This window comes from Bradyrhizobium sp. 62B (assembly GCF_030272265.2).
GTDB lineage: Bacteria > Pseudomonadota > Alphaproteobacteria > Rhizobiales > Xanthobacteraceae > Bradyrhizobium.
Genome location: NZ_CP092841.2, coordinates 3,125,649 through 3,147,764, shown reverse-complemented (window position 1 = coordinate 3,147,764; position 22,116 = coordinate 3,125,649). Strand labels below are relative to the sequence as shown.

24 protein-coding genes are annotated in these 22,116 nt (G+C 66.2%); 12 read left to right on the top strand and 12 right to left on the bottom strand.

Annotated features, from left to right (window positions below; translation table 11 throughout):
- Window positions 1-8: 8 nt before the first annotated feature.
- The 3 genes from gatC to ML401_RS14675 form a co-directional block, all read right to left on the bottom strand.
- Entirely contained in the window at window positions 9-296 is a 288-nt protein-coding gene (gene gatC / locus ML401_RS14685; protein ID WP_285812682.1) for an Asp-tRNA(Asn)/Glu-tRNA(Gln) amidotransferase subunit GatC, read from the bottom strand.
- Window positions 297-372: 76 nt separating this feature from the next.
- Entirely contained in the window at window positions 373-1,449 is a 1,077-nt protein-coding gene (locus ML401_RS14680; RefSeq protein WP_285812318.1) for a nitronate monooxygenase family protein, read from the bottom strand.
- A gap of 114 nt (window positions 1,450-1,563) precedes the next feature.
- Window positions 1,564-2,598, bottom strand: a complete 1,035-nt coding sequence (locus ML401_RS14675) for a nitronate monooxygenase family protein (protein ID WP_285812317.1) — start codon at window positions 2,596-2,598, stop codon at window positions 1,564-1,566.
- A 95-nt stretch (window positions 2,599-2,693) separates the two neighbouring features.
- On the opposite strand from ML401_RS14675, the gene ML401_RS14670 reads away from it, so the two are divergent.
- Window positions 2,694-3,584, top strand: coding sequence for a LysR family transcriptional regulator (locus ML401_RS14670; RefSeq protein ID WP_285812316.1), 891 nt, complete (start codon window positions 2,694-2,696; stop codon window positions 3,582-3,584).
- On the opposite strand, the gene ML401_RS14665 is transcribed toward ML401_RS14670, so the two are convergent.
- Entirely contained in the window at window positions 3,571-3,786 is a 216-nt protein-coding gene (locus ML401_RS14665) for a hypothetical protein (RefSeq protein ID WP_212068311.1), read from the bottom strand. The two genes, ML401_RS14670 and ML401_RS14665, sit on opposite strands and share 14 nt — an antisense overlap.
- A 45-nt stretch (window positions 3,787-3,831) precedes the next feature.
- Between ML401_RS14665 and ruvX the strand changes: the two genes are divergently transcribed.
- Window positions 3,832-4,317: a Holliday junction resolvase RuvX gene (ruvX, locus tag ML401_RS14660; RefSeq protein WP_194407700.1), complete on the top strand. Its 486-nt coding sequence runs from the start codon at window positions 3,832-3,834 to the stop codon at window positions 4,315-4,317.
- A gap of 3 nt (window positions 4,318-4,320) precedes the next feature.
- The gene (locus ML401_RS14655; protein WP_285812315.1) at window positions 4,321-5,244 is read left to right on the top strand and encodes an AEC family transporter; all 924 of its coding nucleotides are present in this window, start codon (window positions 4,321-4,323) and stop codon (window positions 5,242-5,244) included.
- Here ML401_RS14655 and ML401_RS14650 read toward each other — a convergent pair.
- Genes ML401_RS14650 through ML401_RS14640 form a run of 3 tightly spaced genes read right to left on the bottom strand, consistent with a single transcriptional unit; the run spans window position 5,241 to window position 8,450 of the window.
- Window positions 5,241-6,005, bottom strand: coding sequence for a CPBP family intramembrane glutamic endopeptidase (locus tag ML401_RS14650; RefSeq protein ID WP_259214905.1), 765 nt, complete (start codon window positions 6,003-6,005; stop codon window positions 5,241-5,243). The genes ML401_RS14655 and ML401_RS14650 overlap by 4 nt on opposite strands.
- Before the next feature lie 23 nt (window positions 6,006-6,028).
- The gene (locus ML401_RS14645) at window positions 6,029-7,672 is read right to left on the bottom strand and encodes an isovaleryl-CoA dehydrogenase (protein ID WP_285812314.1); all 1,644 of its coding nucleotides are present in this window, start codon (window positions 7,670-7,672) and stop codon (window positions 6,029-6,031) included.
- 19 nt (window positions 7,673-7,691) lie between these two features.
- Window positions 7,692-8,450 (bottom strand): M15 family metallopeptidase, encoded by a 759-nt coding sequence (locus tag ML401_RS14640; protein ID WP_285812313.1) that lies wholly within the window; start codon window positions 8,448-8,450, stop codon window positions 7,692-7,694.
- A 186-nt stretch (window positions 8,451-8,636) separates the two neighbouring features.
- On the opposite strand from ML401_RS14640, the gene ML401_RS14635 reads away from it, so the two are divergent.
- The 4 genes from ML401_RS14635 (at window position 8,637) to ML401_RS14620 (ending at window position 12,864) form a co-directional block, all read left to right on the top strand.
- Window positions 8,637-9,584 (top strand): aspartate carbamoyltransferase catalytic subunit, encoded by a 948-nt coding sequence (locus tag ML401_RS14635; RefSeq protein WP_194407696.1) that lies wholly within the window; start codon window positions 8,637-8,639, stop codon window positions 9,582-9,584.
- Window positions 9,585-9,589: 5 nt separating this feature from the next.
- On the top strand, window positions 9,590-10,891 hold the full coding sequence (locus ML401_RS14630; protein WP_285812681.1) for a dihydroorotase: 1,302 nt from the start codon (window positions 9,590-9,592) through the stop codon (window positions 10,889-10,891).
- A 29-nt stretch (window positions 10,892-10,920) separates the two neighbouring features.
- The gene (plsY, locus tag ML401_RS14625; protein WP_194407695.1) at window positions 10,921-11,517 is read left to right on the top strand and encodes a glycerol-3-phosphate 1-O-acyltransferase PlsY; all 597 of its coding nucleotides are present in this window, start codon (window positions 10,921-10,923) and stop codon (window positions 11,515-11,517) included.
- A 162-nt stretch (window positions 11,518-11,679) separates the two neighbouring features.
- A complete protein-coding gene (locus ML401_RS14620) occupies window positions 11,680-12,864 on the top strand; it encodes a patatin-like phospholipase family protein (RefSeq protein WP_285812312.1) in 1,185 nt (394 codons plus the stop codon).
- Here the strand turns inward: ML401_RS14620 and ML401_RS14615 are convergent.
- The gene (locus ML401_RS14615) at window positions 12,856-14,100 is read right to left on the bottom strand and encodes an amidase (protein WP_211416693.1); all 1,245 of its coding nucleotides are present in this window, start codon (window positions 14,098-14,100) and stop codon (window positions 12,856-12,858) included. The two genes, ML401_RS14620 and ML401_RS14615, sit on opposite strands and share 9 nt — an antisense overlap.
- Window positions 14,101-14,191: 91 nt before the next feature.
- On the opposite strand from ML401_RS14615, the gene dprA reads away from it, so the two are divergent.
- Window positions 14,192-15,334 (top strand): DNA-processing protein DprA, encoded by a 1,143-nt coding sequence (gene dprA, locus ML401_RS14610; protein WP_285812311.1) that lies wholly within the window; start codon window positions 14,192-14,194, stop codon window positions 15,332-15,334.
- Here dprA and ML401_RS14605 read toward each other — a convergent pair.
- Window positions 15,331-15,741 (bottom strand): helix-turn-helix domain-containing protein, encoded by a 411-nt coding sequence (locus tag ML401_RS14605; RefSeq protein ID WP_211416691.1) that lies wholly within the window; start codon window positions 15,739-15,741, stop codon window positions 15,331-15,333. The genes dprA and ML401_RS14605 overlap by 4 nt on opposite strands.
- An 83-nt stretch (window positions 15,742-15,824) precedes the next feature.
- Between ML401_RS14605 and ML401_RS14600 the strand changes: the two genes are divergently transcribed.
- Window positions 15,825-16,433: an FMN-dependent NADH-azoreductase gene (locus ML401_RS14600; RefSeq protein ID WP_285812310.1), complete on the top strand. Its 609-nt coding sequence runs from the start codon at window positions 15,825-15,827 to the stop codon at window positions 16,431-16,433.
- Between the two features lie 58 nt (window positions 16,434-16,491).
- Here the strand turns inward: ML401_RS14600 and ML401_RS14595 are convergent, their stop codons facing one another.
- A complete protein-coding gene (locus ML401_RS14595; protein ID WP_194407689.1) occupies window positions 16,492-16,674 on the bottom strand; it encodes a hypothetical protein in 183 nt (60 codons plus the stop codon).
- A 175-nt stretch (window positions 16,675-16,849) separates the two neighbouring features.
- Window positions 16,850-17,623: an SDR family oxidoreductase gene (locus ML401_RS14590; RefSeq protein WP_211416689.1), complete on the bottom strand. Its 774-nt coding sequence runs from the start codon at window positions 17,621-17,623 to the stop codon at window positions 16,850-16,852.
- 122 nt (window positions 17,624-17,745) lie between these two features.
- Here ML401_RS14590 and ML401_RS14585 point away from each other — a divergent pair, with 122 nt between their 5' ends.
- Window positions 17,746-18,213: a helix-turn-helix domain-containing protein gene (locus ML401_RS14585; protein ID WP_285812309.1), complete on the top strand. Its 468-nt coding sequence runs from the start codon at window positions 17,746-17,748 to the stop codon at window positions 18,211-18,213.
- A gap of 88 nt (window positions 18,214-18,301) precedes the next feature.
- Complete coding sequence (locus ML401_RS14580; RefSeq protein ID WP_211416687.1) at window positions 18,302-18,856, top strand: flavodoxin family protein; 555 nt, start codon at window positions 18,302-18,304, stop codon at window positions 18,854-18,856.
- A gap of 43 nt (window positions 18,857-18,899) precedes the next feature.
- Here the strand turns inward: ML401_RS14580 and ML401_RS14575 are convergent, their stop codons facing one another.
- Window positions 18,900-19,055: a hypothetical protein gene (locus tag ML401_RS14575; protein ID WP_246776467.1), complete on the bottom strand. Its 156-nt coding sequence runs from the start codon at window positions 19,053-19,055 to the stop codon at window positions 18,900-18,902.
- Between the two features lie 310 nt (window positions 19,056-19,365).
- On the opposite strand from ML401_RS14575, the gene topA reads away from it, so the two are divergent.
- A complete protein-coding gene (gene topA, locus ML401_RS14570; protein ID WP_212068321.1) occupies window positions 19,366-22,110 on the top strand; it encodes a type I DNA topoisomerase in 2,745 nt (914 codons plus the stop codon).
- The last annotated feature ends 6 nt before the right edge of the window (window positions 22,111-22,116 follow it).

Below are 22,116 nucleotides of genomic sequence, written 5' to 3'. Positions count from 1 at the left end.
CCTGAGAATTATTCAACCACCTTCGGCACCAAGAAGAAGTGCCCCTCGGTCGCGGGCGCGTTGGCAACGATATCGTCGGCAATCCCGCCGTCATCGACCACGTCCTGCCGCTTCTTCATCTGCATCGGGGTCACCGAGGTCATGGGATCCACGCCCTCGACATTGACCTCCGAGAGCTGCTCGACGAAGGCGAGCATGGCGTTGAGCTCGCCCTGCAGATGCGGAACCTCGTCCTCGGAAACCGCAATGCGCGCCAGATGCGCGATGCGGCGGACGGTAGCGGCGTCGACGGACATCATATAAGGCCTCTCACGGCAAAACCTATGTGCCGTATAGCAGAGGCCGCTTTTGCGCCGCAACCGGCCGGCGGGCTTAGCCGGCCAGCGCTTTCATGCGGGCCAGCGCCGATTTGGCGAGATCCCGGGTCAATTCGGCCGCGGGAAGCTCCCGGCCCATGGCGATCGCCTGTCCAGCCCAGAGATTGGTGAAATCCGGGCGGCCCTGCTTTTCCGCTGCCGCCTTGAGCGGCGCCAGGGCCGTCGCGGCGTGGGGGAACGGCGGCGCATCCGCCGAGATCGGGCCGACTTCGCGCATCAGCCGATTCTGGACGCCGCGCGCCGGCCGCCCCGTCATGACATTGGTGATGACGGTGGAATCGTCGCGTCCTTCGGCGAGCGCGGCGCGCCCCGCCGCGGTCACCTTGGATTCCGGACAGCGCAGGTACGCGCTGCCGATCTGCACGCCGGAGGCGCCGAGCGCGAAGGCCGCGGCGATGCCGCGTCCGTCCGCGATGCCGCCGGCGGCAATGACGGGCACCTTCACGGCGTCGACGATCTGCGGCACCAACGCAAGATTGCCGGGTTGCTCCGCGATCTTGTCGGTCAGGAACATGCCGCGATGGCCGCCGGCCTCCGCGCCTTGCGCGATCACGGCATCGACACCGCGTTGATCGAGCCAGACGGCCTCCTTCACCGTGGTGGCCGACGCAATCACGAGACATCCGGCCGCTCTGACCCGGTCGAGCAGCGCCTTCTCCGGCAGACCAAAATGGAAGCTGACGACCTCCGGCTTCAGCTCTTCCACGACCGCGCACATCGCCTCATCGAACGGTGCCCGGTTGGCCGCGTTGACCGGCGCTGCCGGGTCGAGGCCATGTTGCCGGTAGTAGTCTGCAAGACGCTGCTTCCAGCGCGCCTCCGCCTCTTGCGTGAGTTCGACCGGCGTGTGGCAGAAGAAGTTCAGATTGACAGGCGCCGTCACGCCCTTGCGAATGGTGGCGACCTGCTCCCGGATCTTCTCCGGCGACAGCATCGCGCACGGCAAAGAGCCCAGCGCGCCGCCCTGCGCCGCCGCAATCACGAGCTCCGCATCCATCACACCGGCCATCGGCGCCAGCACGATCGGAAATTCGGTCTTGAAGAGGTCGATCAGTCGACGGTCAGGCCACATGGGTTTGCTCTCTCGTTCTGACCCTCTCCCCTTGTGGGAGAGGGTGGCTCGCCGCATAGCGGCGAGACGGGTGAGGGGTTTGCATCCGCGGAAGCAAACTTCTCGGATTTGACTTTATTCTCCGCGGATAGAACCCCTCATCCGGCGCTGCGCGCCACCTTCTCCCACAAGGGGAGAAGGAAGGGCACTCGAATTGCGTCTTCCTTCCAGCAGTTGCTCCGCTTCGGTCGCAATGCGTTCGACGATCTCGGCGGTAGGCGGGATATCATGGATCAGCCCGACTGCCTCGCCGGCAAAGACTGCGGCAACCTCGAAATTACCCGCGGCTTTTGCCGCAGCATATTCCACAGCGACCTCACCTGCGCGCTGCATCAGCTCGACCTCGCGGCCGGTCCAGCGCCTGATGTGATCGTTGACCAGCGTTCGTGCCGTGAACGGGGCTGGCCAGAACAGGCTTCGCGACCAGTCAACGACGACGCCGCGCACCGTGTCGTTACCGGTCGCCATGCGAATGCGTTCCTTGGCCTCCTGCGCACCATTGGCCTCCACGCTCGCATAGAAACGCGTGCCGATCAGCACGCCGGATGCGCCCAGCATCATCATGGCGGCGAGGCCCCTTCCGTCGGCGATCCCGCCGGCCGCGACGACGGGCACCCGTCCGGCCGCGAGATCGACGATCGCAGGCACGATGTCGACCGTGGTACGCGATGCGCCATGGCCGCCCGCCTCCGTCCCCTGTGCGATCAGGATATCCGCGCCGGCATCGAGCGCCTGCCTGGCCATGTCCTCGCTCTGCACCTGGCAGATCAGCCGGGCACCGCTCGCCGCAACGCGCGGCGCGAACGGCGCGGGATCGCCGAATGACAGCATGATGGCCTGAGGACCAGCGTCGAGCGCGATGTCGAGCAGCTCGGGCTGCTTGGCCAGGCTCCAGGTGATGAAGCCGATCCCGAACGGCGCAAAGCCCTTCAGCTCTGCGGCTTCCGTCCGAAGCCGGACGGGGTCGCCGTATCCACCACCCAGGATGCCGAAGCCGCCAGCCTCGCTGACGGCGCGGGTCAGCCGACTGCCCGCGATCGTATCCATGGGAGCCGACAGGATCGGATGCCTGATCCCGAGAAGCTCCGTCAGCGGCGTGGCAATCGGCATGGGTCCTCCCACTCTGGACAGGAAGACTAGGCGCAAATAACATTCTTCAAAATTGAATTCTACAGAACGCTGCCATCTCAAAAGAGAAACGGACCATGGAACTCAGCGATCTCCAGACCTTCGCGATTGTGGCCCGCACCGGCGGTATCACCCGCGCCGCGCAGGAGCTGAATACCGTGCAATCCAACGTCACCCAGCGCGTCAAGGCACTGGAGGCGGAGATCGGCACGGCGCTGTTCGAACGCCATAGCCGGGGCATGACGCTGACCGGCGCCGGCAAGCGCCTCCTGCCCTATGCAGAGCGGATGGCTGCGCTGTCGCACGAGGCCGTGCTTGCCGCGCGCGACGATGGCGAACCCAAGGGACCACTTGCAATCGGCTCGATGGAAACGACGGCAGCGGTGCGGCTGCCGCCCCTGCTCGCCGATTTTCATCGCCGCTTTCCCGCCGTGCGGCTCTCCTTGCGCACCGCCCCCACGGCCGATTTGGTCGCAGCCGTGCTCGAAGGCGCGCTCGACGGCGCTTTTGTCGCGGGCCCCATCGCGCATGCCGACCTCACCGCAACGAGCGCTTTTCGCGAGGAGCTGGTGCTGGTCAGCGCGCGGCGCTGGGCTTCGCTCGCCGAGCTGCGCGCCGGCACGCCGGAATCCGGCCCGACCGCATTGGTGTTCCGCACCGGCTGCACCTATCGCCAACGGCTCGAGCAGATCTTCGTCGATTACGGTTGGCCTTCGGCCGCGCGCTTCGAGCTCGGCACGCTCGACGGAATGATCGGATGCGTCGCCGCCGACATGGGCGTGACATTGCTGCCGCGTGCGGTGGTCGAACGCAGCGCCATGAACGGCAACGTCTCGATCCACACGCTCAGCGCCGCGCATGCGCGCGTCGAGACGCTCTTCATCCAGCGGAGCGCCGGACATCAAGCCAGCGCGCTGAGCGGCTTTGCCGCTTGCCTGAAGACCGACGAGGAGGTCATCGCGGCCTGAGGTGCCATCGCCGCAGCGCCACGATGGACCAGATCGCTTCGACGAGACCGAACGGCCAGGCGCCCTGGAGAAAGCCGTAGGCCGAGCCGAGCGCGCAGGACGCGGCGAACAGCAGCACGAACCAATGGCTGCGGTCTTCCATGGCGTAAGTGACCAGCATCGCCGTGACGGCGAACAGGCCGAATAATGTCAGCGCATCCATTGTTCCGGGTTCACTCCGCGGCGCAACGCGTGATATGCGCTACACATGCCGGCTCTTATCCTGCCTCTCGTCGACGCTGCAACCCACTGGCCCGCGCGCGGCGCGCTGGTCGGGCTCGATCTGGGCACCAAGACCATCGGCGTTGCCGTGTCCGACCCGGACCGGCGGCTTGCGACCGGCGTCGAGACGATCCAGCGCAAGCAATTCAAGCAGGACGCCGCCCGGCTGCTGTCGATTGCGGCGGAGCGCAGGGTGGTTGGTTTTGTGCTCGGCCTTCCCATCAACATGGACGGCAGCGAGGGCCCGCGCGCGCAATCCACCCGCGCCTTCGCCCGCAATCTTGCCGGTCTGACCGCCCTCCCCATCGGCCTGTGGGACGAGCGCCTCTCGACCGCTGCGGTCGAGCGTGAGCTGATCGGCATGGACGTCAGCCGCGCCAAGCGTGCCGAGGTGATCGACGAACACGCCGCAATCTTCATCCTGCAAGGTGCGCTCGACCGTCTCGTCAATCTCGGTCCAAGGACCGCCTGACCGATGGCCGTCGTCATCGCGGCGCTGCTGCCGGTCTTCATCCTCATCGTACTCGGCGTCGTGCTGAAGCGCAGCCTGATGCGGCTCGACACGCAATGGCACGGGCTGGAGCGGCTGACCTATTTCGTGCTGTTTCCGATGCTGCTGATCCAGACGCTGGTGAAGGCCGATCTCTCCAAAGTGCCGGTCGCCGGCGTCGGCGGCGCGCTGCTGCTGTCGGCGCTGGCCATGTCGCTGCTCTGCCTCGCGCTCCGCCCTGCCCTGGCGCGGCTCGAGATCGACGGCCCCGCCTTCACCTCGATCTTCCAGGGTGCGACCCGCTGGCAGACCTTCGTGGGACTGTCCGTCTGCGCCAACATGTTCGGCGATGTCGGGCTGGCGCTCGCTTCGGTCGCCATCGTCGCCATCATCCCGCTCGTCAACGTGTTCAGCGTCGCCGTGCTCGCCCATTACGCAGCGCCCGAAAAGCAATCCGGCCGCACCATCGTCATGACGGTGGTTCGCAATCCCCTGATCTGGGCCTGCGCGATCGGGCTCTTCATCAATGTCACCCATTTGCCGCTGCCAAAGCTCTGGCATGAGGTGGCCGACGCGCTCAGCCGCTCCTCGCTCGCGATCGGCCTGCTCGTCACCGGCGCCGGCCTGCATCTCGAAGGCCTCCTGCGGCCGAGCGTCGGCGCTGCGCTCGGCGTCGTCTTCAAGCTGGTGCTGATGCCGGCAATCGCCCTCGTTCTCGCCGTCTGGTTCGGACTGTCGGGCGAAAGCCTGGCGATCGTCGCGATCTGCTCGGCGGTGCCGACCTCGTCGAGCGCCTATGTCCTGGCACGCCAGATGGGCGGCGACGCGCCGCTGCTGGCGCAGATCATCACGCTGCAGACGATCTTGGCCGCGATCACGATGCCGATCGCGATCGCGCTGGCGGCCTAACTCCCCAGCCACATCGTCAGCACCACCGCGGTCAGATTGTTCAGCGCGTGCAGCACGATGGTGAGCCAGAGCGAATTCGCGCGATAGCGCATGTAGCCGAACCACAGACCGATGGTGAAGACTTCGGCGAGGAAGTACATGTCGTATTGCAGGTGAACGATGGTCCACACCAGGGACGACAGCAGGATCGCGCCCGGCACCCGCAGGAAGCTCGCCGACCAGCCGCGATAGAGGAAGCCGCGCGCCAGGATCTCCTCCGACATCGGGGCGGCCACGCTGAAGGCGAACAGAAGCAACAGCGCCGCGCCCTTGTCGCGGCCGGATTTCAGCAGATCGGTCATGAAGCCCGGCGTCGCCTCGCGGCCGAGCGCGCGCGACATCGTCTCCCAGACCACGACGATCAGGATGAGGCCGACCGCACCGAACAACAGCTGCTTCCAGGACGGCCAGTGCAGGGCGAGATAATCGATGAAGGAAGCTTTCTTGATGGCAATGGCGAGCCACACCGCCAGAAGCGTCGCCGGCAGCCCCATGATGACCGAGAGCGCGAGCGCCTGAGGATCGCGGCCGACGAGCTGGAGCGAGGCGAAGTCCATGGGAAGACCACGCTGCGCCACCAACAGGACGACGGCGCCGATCTGTCCGACGAACATCGCGGCGAAGATGAAAAGGCCCCACAGGGCGGTGCCCCAGAACTTCCAGACGCGTGGCGTCGCTGGCGCCACGGTCAGCGGGGGACGATCGGGATCGAGGGAGTCCATCAAGACGCTTTCGTTTGGAAGACTCACGGCAGCGCCCGCTCCAGCAGCGCGCGCACCTCGGCGCTCTCCAGTTCGACCGCGCCGTACATGCTGGCGTGGTTAGTGGCGAGCCGCGTCGCCGCGAACAGTTCGGCATGGCGCGGCGATACGCCGTTCAGCGCCGCAGCCGCGGCCAGCAGCGCCAGCTTCTCGACGGCAAGCCGCGCCATGCGTTCGCCATCGGCGCGGCGGAAGGTCTTGCCGATGAAGGCGGCAGTCTCCCCGGCCCCCGGCAAGCTTTTGGTCTCGGCCGCCAACGATTGCAGCACGGCCGTCGCCGCCTCCGGCTCGCGCGAGAGTGCGCGGAGCACGTCGAGGCACATCACGTTGCCCGAGCCTTCCCAGATCGCATTGACCGGCGACTCCCTGTAGTGCCGCGCCAGAATGCCGTCCTCGACATAGCCATTGCCGCCGAGGCACTCCATGGCCTCATAGAGGAACGGCGGCGCGCTCTTGCAAGTCCAGTATTTGATCGCCGGGGTGAGCAGCCGCATATAGGCCGCCTCCGCCGCATCGTGCGGCGTGCGGTCGAAGGCGCGGCAGAGTCGCATGATCAGCGCCGTGCTCGCCTCGACATGCAGCGCCATGTCCGACAGCACGGCCTGCATCAGGGGCTGATCGGCCAGATGCTTCTGGAACACTCTGCGGTGACGGGCGTGATGCAGCGCATGCGCCAGCCCCGAGCGCATCAGGCCGACGGAGGCGATCGCGCAATCCTGCCGCGTCAGCTGCACCATCTGGATGATGGTCCGGATGCCCTTGCCCTCCTCGCCAACCGCTTGCGCATAGGCGCCGACGAATTCGACTTCGGATGACGCATTGGAGCGGTTGCCGAGCTTCTCCTTCAGCCGCTGGAACTGGATCGCATTCACGGAGCCATCGGGTGCAAAGCGCGGCATGAAGAAGCAGGTCAGCCCCTGCTCGGCCTGCGCCAGCACCAGGAAGGCATCGCACATCGGCGCCGACATGAACCATTTATGGCCGGTGATGCGATAGGCATCGCCCTCGCGCACCGCGCGCGTCATGTTAGAGCGCACGTCGGTGCCGCCCTGCTTCTCGGTCATGCCCATGCCGAGCGTCATGCCGCGCTTCTGCCACCACGGTGCAAAGCTCGGGTCGTAGCTCCTGGTCGACAGCACCGGCATCACGCGCGCCAGCAGATCCGGCTGCATCGCCAGCGCACCGACCGAAGCGCGCGTCATCGTGATCGGGCAGAGATGGCCGGTCTCGACCTGCGCGGCCATGTAGAATTTGGCCGCACGAATGACTTCAGCGGCATCGCCGGCGGGCTTTCCGTCCGCCGTCCATGTCGAATTGTGCACGCCGGCATGCGCGCCGTGCGCCATCAGCTCATGATAGGCCGGATGAAACTCGACCTGGTCGCGGCGATTGCCTTTCGCGTCGAAGGTGCGCAGCTTCGGCGTGTTCTCGTTTGCGAGGCGCCCGCGATCGGCCATCGCCGCCGAGCCCCATTGCTTGCCGAATGCAGAGAGCTCGCGTTCCGCCGCCGCACCGCCATTGGCCTTCACCGCATCGACCAGCGGCCGGTCCACCGTGAACAGGTCGATTTCCTCGAACGGCGGTGACTGATTGAAGACCTCGTGGGTCGCAAAGCTCGGCTGCGTCATCAGGTTCCTCGGCGCGGAATCAGTTCCGCCGCGGCTGGATCGGGAAATCATAGGCCGCTCCACCGGCCCCCGGCAGGGAAAAATGCCACCACTCCTTCGAATAGTTCACAAAGCCTTGCCTGGCCATCGCAGCCACCAGCCGCTTGCGCCAGCTGCGCTGCTCCGGCGTGATCGATGGTGCCGCAGTATGGCCCTTCGTGTCGGTACAGTCGTAGCCGGTCCCCATGTCGAGACTGCCTTCGGGGGCGCGCGCTTCGACCGGCGCGGTGCAATCGGCATAGGTCCTTGATGGGTCGTATTTGGCGGAGTTGTCGGCTTTCAGATCGACCAAGGTCAAATCGAGCGCCGCACCGGTGGAATGCTGCGAGCGGCTGGCGATGTAGCCGAGGCGGAACAGCTCGGTCTTCGGGATCTTCGGATTGTAGCGCCGCTCGGCGGCGGTCTCGTGACCGTTCTGCGACCACTTGACCATGTCGAGCGAGGCCCGCGCCGGCCGGTAGCAGTCGAACATCTTGAGCGAGAGATTTTGCGCGGCGAGCTCCTGCTGCACCGCCTTCAGCCGCAGCCCGACTTCGCGCTTCACCACGCATTCACCCGCATTGTAGCCGGCGAGCGGACGGCCGACGAAATTGTTGGATGTAGCGTAGCGGATGTCCTGGATGATGCTGGGGTCGATGTCGCGCAAATAAACGAAATCGCCGGGGAGCGATTGGGCGTGGGCGGATGAGGCAGCAAAGACAACGACGATCGCAATTCGAACTGATTTCACAATATCCATCCACACGTCATGGCCGGGCTTGTCCCGGCCATCCACGACCTTTCTGCGGCCACAGTGCAAGAACGTGGATGCCCGGGACAAGCCCGGGCATGACGGAGAGGACAAACCGACAGATCAGGGGATAACTCCCCGCCCCGGCATTGGCCCTTGCCCACCCCGCCGTCCACGCCTATAGCTCTCGTTTTAATGACATCGAAATCGACCTTCGTCCTCGGCCACCGGCATTTGCTGGGCATCGAGGGCCTTTCCGCGGCCGACATCACCGGCCTACTCGACCTGTCCGAAGAATATGTCGAGCTCAACCGCCAGGTTGACAAGAAGCGCACCGTCCTGCGGGGACGGACGCAGGTGAACCTCTTCTTCGAGGCCTCCACCCGGACCCAATCCTCGTTCGAGCTCGCGGGAAAGCGGCTCGGCGCGGACGTCATGAACATGTCGGTCGCCTCCTCGTCCATCAAGAAGGGCGAGACGCTGATCGACACCGCCATGACGCTGAACGCCATGCACCCGGACATCCTGGTGATGCGCCATCACGCCTCCGGCGCGGTGGAACTGCTGGCGCGCAAGGTTGACGGTTCCGTGATCAATGCCGGCGATGGCGCGCATGAGCATCCGACCCAGGCGCTGCTCGACGCGCTCACCATCCGCCGCAACAAGGGCCGCATCGAGGGGCTCGTGGTCGCGATCTGCGGCGACGTGCTGCATTCGCGCGTCGCCCGCTCCAACATCATCCTGCTCAACACCATGGGCGCCCGCGTCCGCGTCGTCGGTCCCTCCACGCTGCTGCCGCCCGGCATCGAGCGGATGGGCGTCGAGGTCGCGCGCGACATGCGCGAGGGTCTCAACGGCGCCGACATCGTCATGATGCTGCGGCTGCAGCGCGAGCGCATGAACGGCTCCTTCGTGCCGTCGTCGTCCGAATATTTCCATTATTTCGGGCTCGACCAGAAGAAGCTCGCCTACGCCAAGCCGGACGCCCTCGTGATGCATCCCGGCCCCATGAACCGCGGCGTCGAGATCGACTCGATCGTGGCCGACGGCGCGCAGTCCCTGATCCGCGAACAGGTGGAGATGGGCGTCGCCGTGCGCATGGCGGTGCTGGAAGCGCTCGCCCGTAACCTGCCGAACGCGTGATGCCGATGCTGACCGATCGCCGCCCCATCCTGCTTGCCAACGCCCGCGTCGTCGATCCCTCCAGGGATTACGACGGTGTCGGCGACGTCCTGATCGCCGACGGCACCATCCGCGAGACCCGCCGCGGCATTGGCGCGGCCGGCGTCCCCGAGGGCACCGACATCGTCAACTGCTCCGGCAAGATCGTCACGCCCGGCCTGGTCGACATGCGCGCCTTCGTCGGCGAACCTGGCTTCAGCCATCGCGAGACCTTTGCCACCGCGAGCCAGGCCGCCGCGACCGGCGGCATCACCACCATCATCTGCCAGCCCGACACCTCGCCGGTGATCGACAATTCGGCGACCGTCGACTTCGTGATGCGCCGCGCCCGCGACACCGCGATCGTCAACATCCAGCCGATGGCCGCCCTCACCAAGGGCATGCACGGCCAGGAGATGACCGAGTTCGGCCTGCTCAAGGCCGCAGGCGCGATCGCCTTCAGCGATGGCACGAGAAGCGTGACCAATGCGCAGGTGATGCGCCGCGCGCTGACCTACGCGCGCGATTTCGACGCGCTGATCGTGCACTTCACCGAGGACCCCGATCTCGTCGGCGAAGGCGTGATGAACGAAGGCGAGTTCGCCTCGCGCCTCGGCCTGATGGGCATCCCGAGTGCGGCCGAGGCCGTCATCCTCGAACGCGACATGCGCCTCGTCGCCCTGACCGGCGGCCGCTATCACGCGGCCTCGCTGAGTTGCATCGACTCCCTCGACATCCTGCAGCGCGCCCGCGATGCCGGGCTTGCCGTCAGCGCCTCGGTCTCGATCAACCATCTGGCGCTGAACGAGAACGACATCGGCCCCTACCGTTCCTTCCTGAAGCTGTCGCCCCCGCTGCGCAGCGAGGACCACCGCCGCGCGCTGGTGGCCGCGGTGGCCTCCGGCCTCCTCGACGTCATCATGTCCGACCACAATCCGCAGGACGTCGAGGTCAAGCGCCTGCCGTTCGCCGAAGCGGCCCCCGGCGCCGTTGGCCTGGAGACCATGCTGCCGGCGGGCCTGCGCCTCGTGCACAATGGCGAGATGGACCTGAAGACGCTGATCCGCGCGATGTCGACCCGCCCGGCCGAGCTGCTGGGCCTGCCTGGCGGAACCCTGCGCGCCGGCAGCCCGGCCGACGTCATCGTGATCGACCCCGATGTGCCCTGGGTGGTCGATCCCGCCGACCTCAAATCGCCCTGCAAGAACACCCCGTTCGACGAGGCCCGCTTTACAGGCCGCGTGGTGCGCACCATTGTCGGCGGCCGCACGGTGTACGAGCATGTCTGACCTGAAATCCAGCCTTTGGAGCTTCCGCCATGGGGCTTGAAGCCTTCCTGCCGGTGGCCTTCGTCATCGGCTATCTGCTCGGCTCGATTCCGTTCGGCCTCGTCCTGACCCGGCTCGCCGGCACGCAGGATATCCGCTCGATCGGCTCCGGCAGCATCGGCGCCACCAATGTGCTGCGCACCGGGAGCAAGGGCCTTGCCGCCGGCACCCTGTTGCTCGATGCGCTCAAGGGCACCGCCGCCGTGGTGATCGCCGGCTACCTCGCAGGGCCCAATGCCGCCATGGTGGCCGGGCTCGGTGCCTTCCTCGGCCATCTCTTCCCGGTCTGGCTCAAGTTCAAGGGCGGCAAGGGCGTCGCGACCTATATCGGCGTCCTGCTCGGCCTGTTCTGGCCCGGCATGGTGGTGTTCTGCCTGCTCTGGCTCGCGACCGCCTTCACCACCCGCTACTCGTCGCTGTCGGCACTGGTGGCGGCGTTCATCACGCCGGTCTTCCTGTGGTGGTTCGGGCACCTCGCACTCGCAGCATTGTTCGCGGTGCTGACGCTGCTGATGTTCTACGCGCATCGCGAGAACATCAAGCGGCTGCAAGCGGGCAAGGAAAGCCGGATCGGCGAGAAGGCGTAGTCGCACCGACGACGGCCAGGGCATCTACGGATACCGAAGCCCCTCTCTGCATTATATGTCAAATCCTGTTCGCAACTCGCCGCTGACTCGCGGCGCGCAGTGGCGTACAGGTTCCACGCCTGTCATCCTGACAGGACAAATGGCGTTACGCGGTTGCTCAGAATGAGCGAGAAGATTGACGGCACGCGAGATGACGGTGGTTCGCAGGGCACTGCGGCAAGCCGGCTGCTGTCGGCGACCTCCATCTGGTCCGATGCGCCCGCGCCGCCTCCAGCGCCAAAGCCCGCTTCCGTTTCGGCGCCCGCTCCCGTTGTGCCGGCGCCTGCGCCTGTGGAGGTCGTAACGACCGCTGCGCGAGTTGAGCAGACGCGCCCCGATCAATGGCCACCGCGAAAACTCTCGCTCGCCCTGCAGGGCGGCGGCACCTTTGCCGCCTTCACCTGGGGCGTGCTGGAGCGGCTGCTGGAAGAGCCGATCGAGATCGACACGATCAGCGGCGCCAGCGCCGGCGCCATCAATGCGCTCCTCCTCGCCTCCGGTCTTGCCGAAGGCGGCCGCGAAGCCGCGCGCAGCCGGCTGAGCCGGTTCTGGCTCCGCTTGATGCACGAGGCCTCGTTCCGCTCGCTGATGCTGGTCGGCGGTTTCTCGCCGGCGGGAAGCTCGGTCGCGTTCGGTCCGACGCTGCGCTCCGGCCAGTTCGATCCGGTCGATCTCGATCCGCTCAGGCAGGCGCTGTCGCGCGACATCAATTTCGCGGCGCTGAGCGATCCGAACGCACCAAGACTCCTGATCGCGGCGACGCGGATTCGCGACGGACAGCAGCAGATCTTCCGCAACGACGCTGTGACCGCCGACGTCGCGCTGGCCTCGACCTGTCCGCCGCTGGTTCACTGCGCCGTCGAGATCGACGGCGAGGCCTATTGGGACGGCGGCTTCGGCGGCAATCCGCCCCTGCTGCGCCTCGCGCAGGAGACGACGACGTCCGACGTCCTGCTCGTCCAGGTCACGCCGGCGCGCGACAGCTATGTGCCGATCACCCTCGCCGCGATCGACCGCCGGCTCGACCAGATCGCGGCGAACGCCGCGCTCAATGCCGAGATCGCGGCGATCGCATGGGCGCAATCGCACGCGGCATCGTCGCTGCGGCTCACCCGCATCGCGGCCGAAGACTCCATTGACGGCCTGGCGCAGCGCTCGTCGACCGATCTCGGCCGCGGCTTCATCCGGCTGCTGTACCGGAGCGGCCGCGCAGCCGCCGAGCGCTGGCTCGGGCAAGACGCAAGAGCCGGCGCGTCGCCATCCGCGTCTGCACAGGCCCTCGCCGCTCCCGAGCCCGCGCTAACCTGACTTCGCTAGCGCATCCTCCAGGAACCACGCCGTCGCGAGAGCGCGCGCGTCGTTGCCGAAGCGTGCGATCACCTGCACACCAACAGGCAGGCCACCCGCCTTCAGCACCGGCACGTTGACGCAAGGATTGCCCATCAAGGTCCAGAGCCGGTTGTAGCGGGGATCGCCTGTGGTCGCGAGCGCCTTGGCCGGCGCGGTGCCCGGCGCCGAATAGGTCAGGAGCACGTCGATGCCCTCGAACAATTCGCCGAGCTCGCGGCGGCCGCGACGGCTGATCCGGCGCGCCTCGTCATATTCCTTCGGCGTCAGATGGGCCGTCGCATCGAGGCTTGCCCGCAGCATCGGCGCGATCTCGTCATGACGCTCGGAAAACTCCCAGGCCAGCGCGCGATGTGCCTCGAAATCCTGCACGATGGGGTGGATGCGCCAGGCCTCCTGCACCGCCTCCGGCAGGTCGATGGCCTGCACGCTGGCACCGGCGCGCTCCGCCGCCTTGACCGCGGCCTGCAAGCCCTCTTCGGCCGCCGGCTCGACGCTGCCTGCAAACTCCTGCCTGACCACGCCGATGCGCGGCGCCTTCGCCGGAACGATGCCGGAGAATTCGGTGCGGCCCGTCATCGCCAGAAGGCCGCCCGCAAGATCCTCCGCACGCGCGCCGAACAGGCCGACCGTGTCGAGTGCCCACGAATAGCACTTCACGCCGACCGTCGGCAGCATGCGGAACGAGGGCTTGATCGCGGCGGTACCGCAATAGGCCGCGGGCCGGATCACCGAGCCGCCGGTCTGGGTGCCCAGCGCCAGCGGAATCATGCCGGCGCCGACCGCTGCCGCCGAGCCCGAGGACGAGCCGCCCGGCGAATGGCCGGGATTGTGCGGATTGAGCGTCGGGGTTGGATCGCGCGAGGCAAATGCCGTGGTCGTGGTCTTGCCGATGATGGTGGCCCCCGCCCGCTTCAGCATCATCACGACGGCCGCATCGGCGCGCGGCTGCCAGCCGCGATAGATCTCCGAGCCCATCTCGGTCGGCATGTCGGCGGTGTCGATGATGTCCTTGATGCCAACGGCGATGCCGCGCAGCGGGCCCGAGCCTTGCGCCTTCGCAGCCTTGTCGTGACGGACGAAGGCGCGGACGTCCTTCTCCTTGGCCTCGATCGCCGCATGCGATTGGGCGATGGCGGCATCGGGCGACAACTCGCCGGCTTCAATACGGCGCTGCAGGTCGGCGAGTGAGATCATGGCAAAACCCTTCTTATTGGCATCGCTTTTAGCATCGCGATGAGGCCGCGCAAGCACACGTCGCTGTTGCGTAACGCCCTCAGGTTGTTCCATGCTGCCCCCACAAGGAGACGCCGTGGACGCCATCAATCCGAGCGTAGAGCTGACCGACGCCGAGCGGATCGACCGCCTGCGGCTGATCCGCTCCGACAATGTGGGTCCGCGTACCTTCCGTTCGCTGGTCGATCATTTCGGCACGGCGCGCGCGGCATTGGAGCGGCTGCCTGATCTGGCGCGCCGCGGCGGCGCGCAGCGGTCTGGGCGCATCTGCAGCGCAGATGAAGCCAGGGCCGAGCTTGCCGCAAGCCGCAAATTCGGCATCGCCTGGCTTGCGCCTGGCGAGGACGGTTATCCCTCACGGCTGGCGATGATCGAAGATGCACCGCCGCTGCTCGCGGTGCGCGGCGACAGCAAGAGCCTGATGCGTCCCATGATCGCGATCGTCGGTTCGCGCAACGCCTCCGGCGCCGGGTTGAAATTCGCAGGTCTCCTGGCGCGTGAGCTCGGCGAGGCCGGCTTCGTCGTCATCTCGGGACTCGCGCGGGGCGTCGACCAGGCCGCGCATCGCGCCAGCGTCGAAAGCGGCACAGTCGCCGTGCTCGCCGGCGGCCATGATTGCATCTATCCGCCCGAGCATGGCGACCTGCTCACGGCGATCCTCGATCACGCGGGCGCTGCGATCTCCGAGATGCCGCTCGGCCATGAGCCGCGCGCCCGTGATTTCCCTCGCCGCAACCGGCTGATCTCGGGCGCTTCGCTCGGCGTGGTCGTGGTGGAGGCGGCGCACCGCTCGGGCTCGCTGATCACCGCGCGCATGGCCGCCGAACAGGGCCGCGAGGTGTTCGCGGTACCGGGCTCGCCGCTCGATCCGCGCGCTGCCGGCGCCAACGATCTGATCAAGCAGGGCGCGACGCTGGTCACCGAAGCTGCCGACATCATCAATGCAGTGCAGCCGATCATGGAGCGGCCGCTGATGATCCCTGCGGGCGAGCCGGACAGCGAGCCGTTCGAGAGCGATCCGCAAGGCCACGACCGCGACCAGATCACAGGCCTGCTCGGCCCGGCGCCAATCTCGATCGACGATCTCGTGCGGATGTCCGGCGCCTCGCCCGCGATCGTGCGCACGGTACTGCTGGAGCTCGAGCTCGCCGGAAAGCTCGAACGCCACGGCGGCGGATTGGTGTCCCTGCTCTAGCTGTCGTTGCGCTTATCGAACCGCGTCCGTGCAGCCTCGATCTGCATCAGATGGTCCATGGCCCACTGTCCGAGCGCCTTCACCGGCTGCTGCAGGCCGCGACCGAGATCGGTCAGCTCGTAGTCCACGCGCGGCGGAATGGTCGGGAAGATCGTGCGCGTGACGAGGCCGTCGCGCTCCAGCCCGCGGAGCGTCAGGGTCAGCATCCGCTGCGAGATGCCGCTGATCATGCGCTTGAGCTCGTTGAAGCGCTTCGGCCCGTCGCTCAAGTTCATGATGACGAACACACTCCATTTGTCCCCGACGCGCGCGAGCACCGAGGCCACGCCGCGGCAGTCGGCATGATCCGGATGAGGTGCCGGCGAGGCAGGCAATTCCGTGTGTGTCGGTTCCAAAGATGTGCCCATGGCTCAAAAAAGTGCGTTCTTGCGGGGATTTTGACGGTCACTCATGTAGCTCTGGTTACAAACTTATACCAGGGTGATCCCAAATGAAACTCCTCCATCTCGACTCCAGCGTCCTCGGCCCCCACTCGGTCTCCCGGCAGGTCTCCGCCGCCATCGTCGACCGGCTGCGCCAGGCGACGCCCTCGCTGGAAGTGGTCTATCGCGACCTGACCCAGACCCCGCTCGCTCACCTCTCCGGCTCGCATTTGGCGGCCGCGCAGGGCGCACCCGCGCCGGCGGAACTCGGCCCCGACCTCGCCGCGAGCGCGGCAGCGCTGGACGAGTTCCTGGCGGCCGACATCGTCGTGATCGGCGCGCCCATGTACAATTTTACGATCCCCAGCCAGCTCAAGGCCTGGATCGACCGCGTTCTCGTTGCGGGGAAGACGTTTAAATATGACGCGAACGGGCCGCAGGGCCTCGCCGGCGCCAAGCGCGTGATCGTCGCGATCTCGAGGGGCGGCTATTACGGCGCGGGCTCGCCCGCTGCGGCGCCGGAGCACCTTGAAACCTACTTGCGCGGCGTCTTCGGCTTCATGGGCATCCAGACTCCCGAATTCATCATCGCGGACGGCATCCAGGTCGGGCCGGAGCATCGCGAGAAGTCGCTCGCCAGCGCGCTTCAGGCGGCCACCAGCCTGCGCGCCGCGTAAGATTCACATCGACACCAGCCGCTGCCGGACTCCGGCGGCGGCTGACTTGTTGGCGAAGCTAAAACCAGGCGCCCTGAATACCCAGGATGACGGCGACGAGCGATATGAACAGGCCGATGCCGGCGAAAAGAGCCACTCCGATCAACTCGGAAGCGCCGGAACGACCGGCGGAAACGGTGGAATCTTCGGTGTAAATACGCGGTGTTGAAATCGACGGAAAAATGCGAGCTGCCTTTGGCATCACGGGCTCCCTGAAAATGAGTCTTGTGACCCCTGCCCGTAAAAATGTCTTGGCAGACCACGCGAAGGTTCAACGCCTCACGCAAGGTTCACGAAAATACAGCTATGGAGATGCAGGCACCGGTCGGCGCAACCGCGGCGGTCGCGCCGACCGATTCAATTTTCACTTCACTTGATCAGCCTCGATAGATCGGCGCGCCGCTCGGCGATGCCACCGCGCCGCCGTCGACGAAAATCTCCTGGCCCTGCACATGCGCAGAATCATCCGAGGCGAGGAACAGCACCGTCTTCGCGACGTGATCCGTTTCACCAATGCGCCCGAGCGGCGTCGTCAGCGCAATCCGCTTCTCGAACGCCTTCTCGGCTTCCGGCGTCGCGGTCGCAGGTCCCCAGATCGGGGTGCGAATTGCACCAGGCGCGACCACGTTGACGCGAATGCCGCGCGGCGACAGCTCCGACGCCATGATCCGCGCCATCGCCCGCACGCCAGCCTTGGCGGCGCCATAGGCCGAGTAGCCGGGAATGCCGAGCACCGAGATCACCGAGCCGTTGAGGATGATCGAGGCGTTGTCGTTGAGATAGGGCAGCGCCGACTGCACCGTGAAGAACACGCCGGTCAAGTTGGTGCTAATGACCTTCTCGAAGACGTCGAGCGTGGCCGAGCCCAGCGGCGTGCCACCGGCGATGCCGGCATTGGCGAACGCGATGTCGAACTTGCCGAACTTTTCGGCGCCCTGCTTGATCGCAGCTTCGGTCGCGGCGATGTTGGTGGCATCGGCGGCGAGTGCGAGCGCGTTCGGCCCGAGCTCCTTCGCAGCGACCTCCAGCGTCTCCGTGTTGCGCCCGGTGATCACCACCTTGGCGCCCTCGGCCACGAACAGTTTTGCGGTCGCAAGGCCGATGCCGCTATTGCCGCCGGTGATCAGGGCCGTCTTGTTCGTCAGTCTCACATTCGCCTCCAGTGGTTGCATCATAAAACCAGATTGCCATCTAGGCCCTATGGTTTTATGATGCAACCACACAAGCGCGTGATCGGCGTTCGGATCGTGCGAACGCGACAGGACCGGGAACGATGGTGAAACGAACGAGCTTCGAGGGCGATGCCTGCCCGATCGCGCGCTCGCTGGAGGCGATCGGCGATTGGTGGTCGCTGCTGATCATCCGCGAGGCGCTGTTCGGCCTGCGCCGCTTCGGCGAGTTTCAGAACAAGCTCGGCATGGCCAAGAACATCTTGTCGGTGCGGCTGCGTTCGCTGGTCGACCACGGCATTCTGGCCACCGCCCCCGCCTCCGACGGCAGCGCGTATCAGGAATATGTGCTGACGCCGAAGGGCCGCGGCACCTTCCCGATCCTGGTGGCGCTGCGGCAATGGAGCGAAGAGTTCGACGACCACCCCGAGGAGATCGCGACCATTTTGGTGGATCGCGAGAAAGGGCGCCCGGTGAAGAAGCTGGAGCTGCGGTCGGAGGACGGGCGGCTGCTCAGCCCGGCGGAGACCACGATGAAGCCGCGACCCGCGCCGCGGCGGCGGTCAGCGTGATAGCACACGACTACCGCCACGCCGTGGTGGGACTTGTGCAAAATCTCGACGGCGTCAAAAATGGCCAGACATCCCAAGCGGCGCCCCCATGCCCCTGCTCGCCATCGTCTATTTTTCCATCTCCGGCACCACCGAGAAACTCGCGCATGCGGTGGCGCGCGGCGCGGCCGGGATGGCGGAGATCGCACTTTGTCGGATCGCCGGCGACGATATCGTGTCAGGCCGCTTCCGGAATGATGGCTTGTTGCAGACGATCGACCGGGCCGACGCGGTTGCCTTTGGCAGCCCGACCTACATGGGCGGAGCAGCGGCGCAATTCAAAGCCTTCGCAGACGCTTCAAGCGACCGCTGGACCCAGCAGCGATGGGCCAACAAATTCGCAGCCGGCTTCACCACGGGCGCTCTCGCCGGGGGCGATCAACTCCACACGTTGACTTACTTCTCCATTCTGGCTGCTCAGCACGGCATGCTCTGGTGCGGGTTGGATATTCCGGGCGGAGAGGATCCGGCCGGTCGCAATCGCCTGGGCAGCCAGCTTGGACTGGCGGCCCACATGATCGACGGCGCCTTGCCGCAAAGCGACCTCGGCACCGCCGAATATCTCGGCGGGCGACTGGCCAAGATGGCGAGCCGCAACGGCTGACCACGCCGGTCATTGCGAGCGCAGTGACGCAATCAGTGTGTTCTCACGACAGCTTGCGCTTGCTCCGCAGCCTCAAATGCTCGTCGGCTTCGAGCTTGGTCATGCCCAACAGATAATGGAGCACGTCCAGCTTGTGACGCTCGGCGAGCTTGCGCAACGCGCCGACCTGCTCGGCGATAAAGGCGACGGCCTCGTCCACGCCGCCTTCCCCCGGTTCCTCGTGACGCGAGCCTCCCGGCGCACCGATAGAGGTGCGCGCCCGTTTCTTTCCCGGCCTAGTCACCAGCCCACCCCGAATCCATGCCCCGCAGAAACATTACGCCGATAGCGACCGCAACTCCAAGGTGGTATTTTACAACTTTCTCGATATGAAACTTTTCCCATTCCGCTGGCTTTCAACAGCCCTCGATTTGACAGCGGAGGCCTCACCACCCATGTTCGGGGCGAAACGGCCGACCCGAGTCTTTTCGTTTTCGGCCCCAAATTTTCCCGTAAGTTACTGGAACTACATGAATATCGTCATTGTGGAGTCGCCGGCGAAAGCCAAGACGATCAACAAGTATTTGGGCTCGTCCTATGAGGTTCTGGCCTCGTTCGGCCATGTCCGCGACCTGCCGGCGAAGAACGGTTCCGTCGATCCCGATGCCAATTTCAAGATGATCTGGGAGGTCGACCCGAAGGCGGCCGGCCGGCTCAACGATATCGCAAAGTCCCTGAAGGGCGCCGACCGTCTGATTCTAGCGACCGACCCTGATCGCGAGGGCGAGGCCATCTCCTGGCACGTGCTGGAGGTGATGAAGGAGAAGCGCGCGCTGAAGGATCAGAAGATCGAGCGCGTGGTGTTCAACGCCATCACCAAGCAGGCCGTCACGGACGCGATGAAGCATCCGCGCGAGATCGACGGCGCGCTGGTCGACGCCTACATGGCGCGCCGAGCGCTGGACTATCTGGTCGGCTTCACCCTCTCCCCCGTACTGTGGCGCAAGCTGCCGGGCGCCCGCTCCGCCGGCCGCGTGCAGTCGGTGGCGCTGCGCCTCGTCTGCGACCGCGAGCTCGAGATCGAGAAGTTCGTCGCACGTGAATATTGGTCGCTGATCGCGACCCTGCTCACCCCGCGCGGCGATGCCTTCGAGGCCCGCCTCGTCGGCGCCGACGGCAAGAAGATCCAGCGCCTCGACATCGGCACCGGCGCGGAAGCCGAAGACTTCAAGAAGGCGCTGGAAGCGGCCAGCTACGCAGTCACCGCGGTCGATGCGAAGCCCGCCCGGCGCAATCCGCAGGCGCCGTTCACCACCTCGACGCTGCAGCAGGAGGCCAGCCGCAAATACGGCTTTGCGCCGGCGCACACCATGCGCATCGCCCAACGTCTCTATGAAGGCATCGACATCGGCGGCGAGACCACCGGACTCATTACTTATATGCGTACCGACGGCGTGCAGATCGCCCCCGAGGCGATCACCCAGGCGCGCAAGGTGATCGGCGAGGATTACGGCAACGCCTACGTGCCGGACGCCCCCCGGCAGTACCAGGCCAAGGCCAAGAACGCCCAGGAAGCGCACGAAGCGATCCGCCCGACCGACATGTCGCGCCGCCCCGACAGCATGAGCCGCAAGCTCGATGCCGACCAGGCGAGGCTCTATGAACTGATCTGGAAGCGCACCATTGCGAGCCAGATGGAATCGGCCGAGCTCGAGCGCACCACCGTCGACATCACCGCGAAGGCCGGCTCCCGCACGCTGGAGCTGCGCGCCACCGGCCAGGTCGTCAAGTTCGACGGTTTCCTCGCGCTCTACCAGGAAGGCCGCGACGACGAGGAGGACGAGGACTCCCGCCGCCTGCCCGCCATGAGCCCGAACGACGCCTTGAAGCGGCAGTCGCTCTCCGTCACCCAGCACTTCACCGAGCCGCCGCCGCGCTTCTCCGAGGCCTCGCTGGTCAAGCGCATGGAAGAGCTCGGCATCGGCCGGCCCTCGACCTACGCCTCGATCCTCCAGGTCCTGAAGGACCGCGGCTACGTCAAGCTGGAGAAGAAGCGCCTGCACGGCGAGGACAAGGGCCGCGTCGTGGTCGCGTTCCTCGAGAGCTTCTTTGCGCGCTACGTCGAATACGACTTCACGGCCTCGCTCGAAGAGCAGCTCGATCGCATCTCCAACAACGAGATCTCCTGGCAGCAGGTTCTGAAGGATTTCTGGACCGGCTTCATCGGTGCCGTCGACGACATCAAGGAGCTGCGCGTCGCGCAGGTGCTGGACGTGCTCGACGACATGCTGGGCCAGCACATCTATCCCCCGCGCGCGGATGGCGGCGACATCAGGCAGTGCCCGAGCTGCGGCAGCGGACGGCTCAACCTGAAGGCCGGCAAGTTCGGCGCCTTCGTCGGCTGCTCGAACTACCCGGAGTGCCGCTACACCCGCCAGCTCGCCGCCGACAGCGAGGCGACCGCCGACCGTTCGCTCGGCCAGGATCCCGATACGGGGCGCGATGTCTGGGTGAAGGCCGGTCGGTTCGGGCCCTACATCCAGCTCGGCGAGCAGAAGGATTACGAGGAAGGCGAGAAGCCGAAGCGCGCCGGCATCCCGAAAGGCACCTCGCCCGGCGATGTCGACCTCGAGCTTGCGCTGAAGCTCTTGTCGCTGCCGCGCGAAATCGGAAAACATCCGGAGACAGGTCAACCGATCACAGCGGGCCTCGGCCGCTTCGGGCCGTTCGTGAAGCACGAGAAGACCTATGCCAGCCTCGAGAGCGGCGACGAGGTGTTCGACATCGGCCTCAACCGCGCGGTCACACTCATCGCAGAGAAGGTCGCCAAGGGCCCGAGCCGGCGCTTCGGCGCCGATCCCGGCAAGGCGATCGGCGATCATCCGAGCCTCGGCACCGTCACCGTGAAGAGCGGCCGTTACGGCGCCTATGTCACCGCGGGCGGCGTCAACGCGACGATCCCGGCCGAGTTCGAAAAGGACACCGTTACGCTCGCCCAGGCGATCGCACTGATCGACGAGCGCGCGGCCAAGGGCGGCGGAAAAGCGAAGGCCAAGAAGGCCGCCAAGCCGGCCAAGACCAAGAAGACCGCAGCGAAGGCTGCGGATGGCGAGGACACCCCGCCCAAGCCGAAGAAACCGGCCGCGAAGAAGGCGGCCAAATCGAAAACCGAATCCACCAGCAAGGCGCGCGCCGCCGTGTCGTCGACCGCAAAGACGTCGCCGACCAAGGCCGCTGCCAAGGCTCCGGCCAAGAAGAGTGCCGGCACCAATTAGAGGTTA

Excerpts from the sequence above, each read along its gene's own strand:
- ML401_RS14680 (WP_285812318.1), bottom strand. The coding sequence starts at position 1,449 with ATGTGGCCTGACCGTCGACTGATCGACCTCTTCAAGACCGAATTTCCG.
- ruvX (WP_194407700.1), top strand. The coding sequence starts at position 3,832 with ATGCCGGCTCTTATCCTGCCTCTCGTCGACGCTGCAACCCACTGGCCC.
- ML401_RS14655 (WP_285812315.1), top strand. The coding sequence starts at position 4,321 with ATGGCCGTCGTCATCGCGGCGCTGCTGCCGGTCTTCATCCTCATCGTA.
- ML401_RS14665 (WP_212068311.1), bottom strand. The coding sequence starts at position 3,786 with ATGGATGCGCTGACATTATTCGGCCTGTTCGCCGTCACGGCGATGCTG.
- ML401_RS14650 (WP_259214905.1), bottom strand. The coding sequence starts at position 6,005 with ATGGACTCCCTCGATCCCGATCGTCCCCCGCTGACCGTGGCGCCAGCG.
- ML401_RS14605 (WP_211416691.1), bottom strand. The coding sequence starts at position 15,741 with ATGGGCACATCTTTGGAACCGACACACACGGAATTGCCTGCCTCGCCG.
- ML401_RS14580 (WP_211416687.1), top strand. The coding sequence starts at position 18,302 with ATGCCCCTGCTCGCCATCGTCTATTTTTCCATCTCCGGCACCACCGAG.
- dprA (WP_285812311.1), top strand. The coding sequence starts at position 14,192 with ATGCTGCCCCCACAAGGAGACGCCGTGGACGCCATCAATCCGAGCGTA.
- ML401_RS14640 (WP_285812313.1), bottom strand. The coding sequence starts at position 8,450 with ATGGATATTGTGAAATCAGTTCGAATTGCGATCGTCGTTGTCTTTGCT.
- ML401_RS14585 (WP_285812309.1), top strand. The coding sequence starts at position 17,746 with ATGGTGAAACGAACGAGCTTCGAGGGCGATGCCTGCCCGATCGCGCGC.
- ML401_RS14595 (WP_194407689.1), bottom strand. The coding sequence starts at position 16,674 with ATGCCAAAGGCAGCTCGCATTTTTCCGTCGATTTCAACACCGCGTATT.
- ML401_RS14675 (WP_285812317.1), bottom strand. The coding sequence starts at position 2,598 with ATGCCGATTGCCACGCCGCTGACGGAGCTTCTCGGGATCAGGCATCCG.
- ML401_RS14645 (WP_285812314.1), bottom strand. The coding sequence starts at position 7,672 with ATGACGCAGCCGAGCTTTGCGACCCACGAGGTCTTCAATCAGTCACCG.
- ML401_RS14615 (WP_211416693.1), bottom strand. The coding sequence starts at position 14,100 with ATGATCTCACTCGCCGACCTGCAGCGCCGTATTGAAGCCGGCGAGTTG.
- topA (WP_212068321.1), top strand. The coding sequence starts at position 19,366 with ATGAATATCGTCATTGTGGAGTCGCCGGCGAAAGCCAAGACGATCAAC.
- ML401_RS14620 (WP_285812312.1), top strand. The coding sequence starts at position 11,680 with ATGAGCGAGAAGATTGACGGCACGCGAGATGACGGTGGTTCGCAGGGC.
- ML401_RS14600 (WP_285812310.1), top strand. The coding sequence starts at position 15,825 with ATGAAACTCCTCCATCTCGACTCCAGCGTCCTCGGCCCCCACTCGGTC.
- ML401_RS14630 (WP_285812681.1), top strand. The coding sequence starts at position 9,590 with ATGCTGACCGATCGCCGCCCCATCCTGCTTGCCAACGCCCGCGTCGTC.
- plsY (WP_194407695.1), top strand. The coding sequence starts at position 10,921 with ATGGGGCTTGAAGCCTTCCTGCCGGTGGCCTTCGTCATCGGCTATCTG.
- ML401_RS14670 (WP_285812316.1), top strand. The coding sequence starts at position 2,694 with ATGGAACTCAGCGATCTCCAGACCTTCGCGATTGTGGCCCGCACCGGC.
- ML401_RS14635 (WP_194407696.1), top strand. The coding sequence starts at position 8,637 with ATGACATCGAAATCGACCTTCGTCCTCGGCCACCGGCATTTGCTGGGC.
- gatC (WP_285812682.1), bottom strand. The coding sequence starts at position 296 with ATGTCCGTCGACGCCGCTACCGTCCGCCGCATCGCGCATCTGGCGCGC.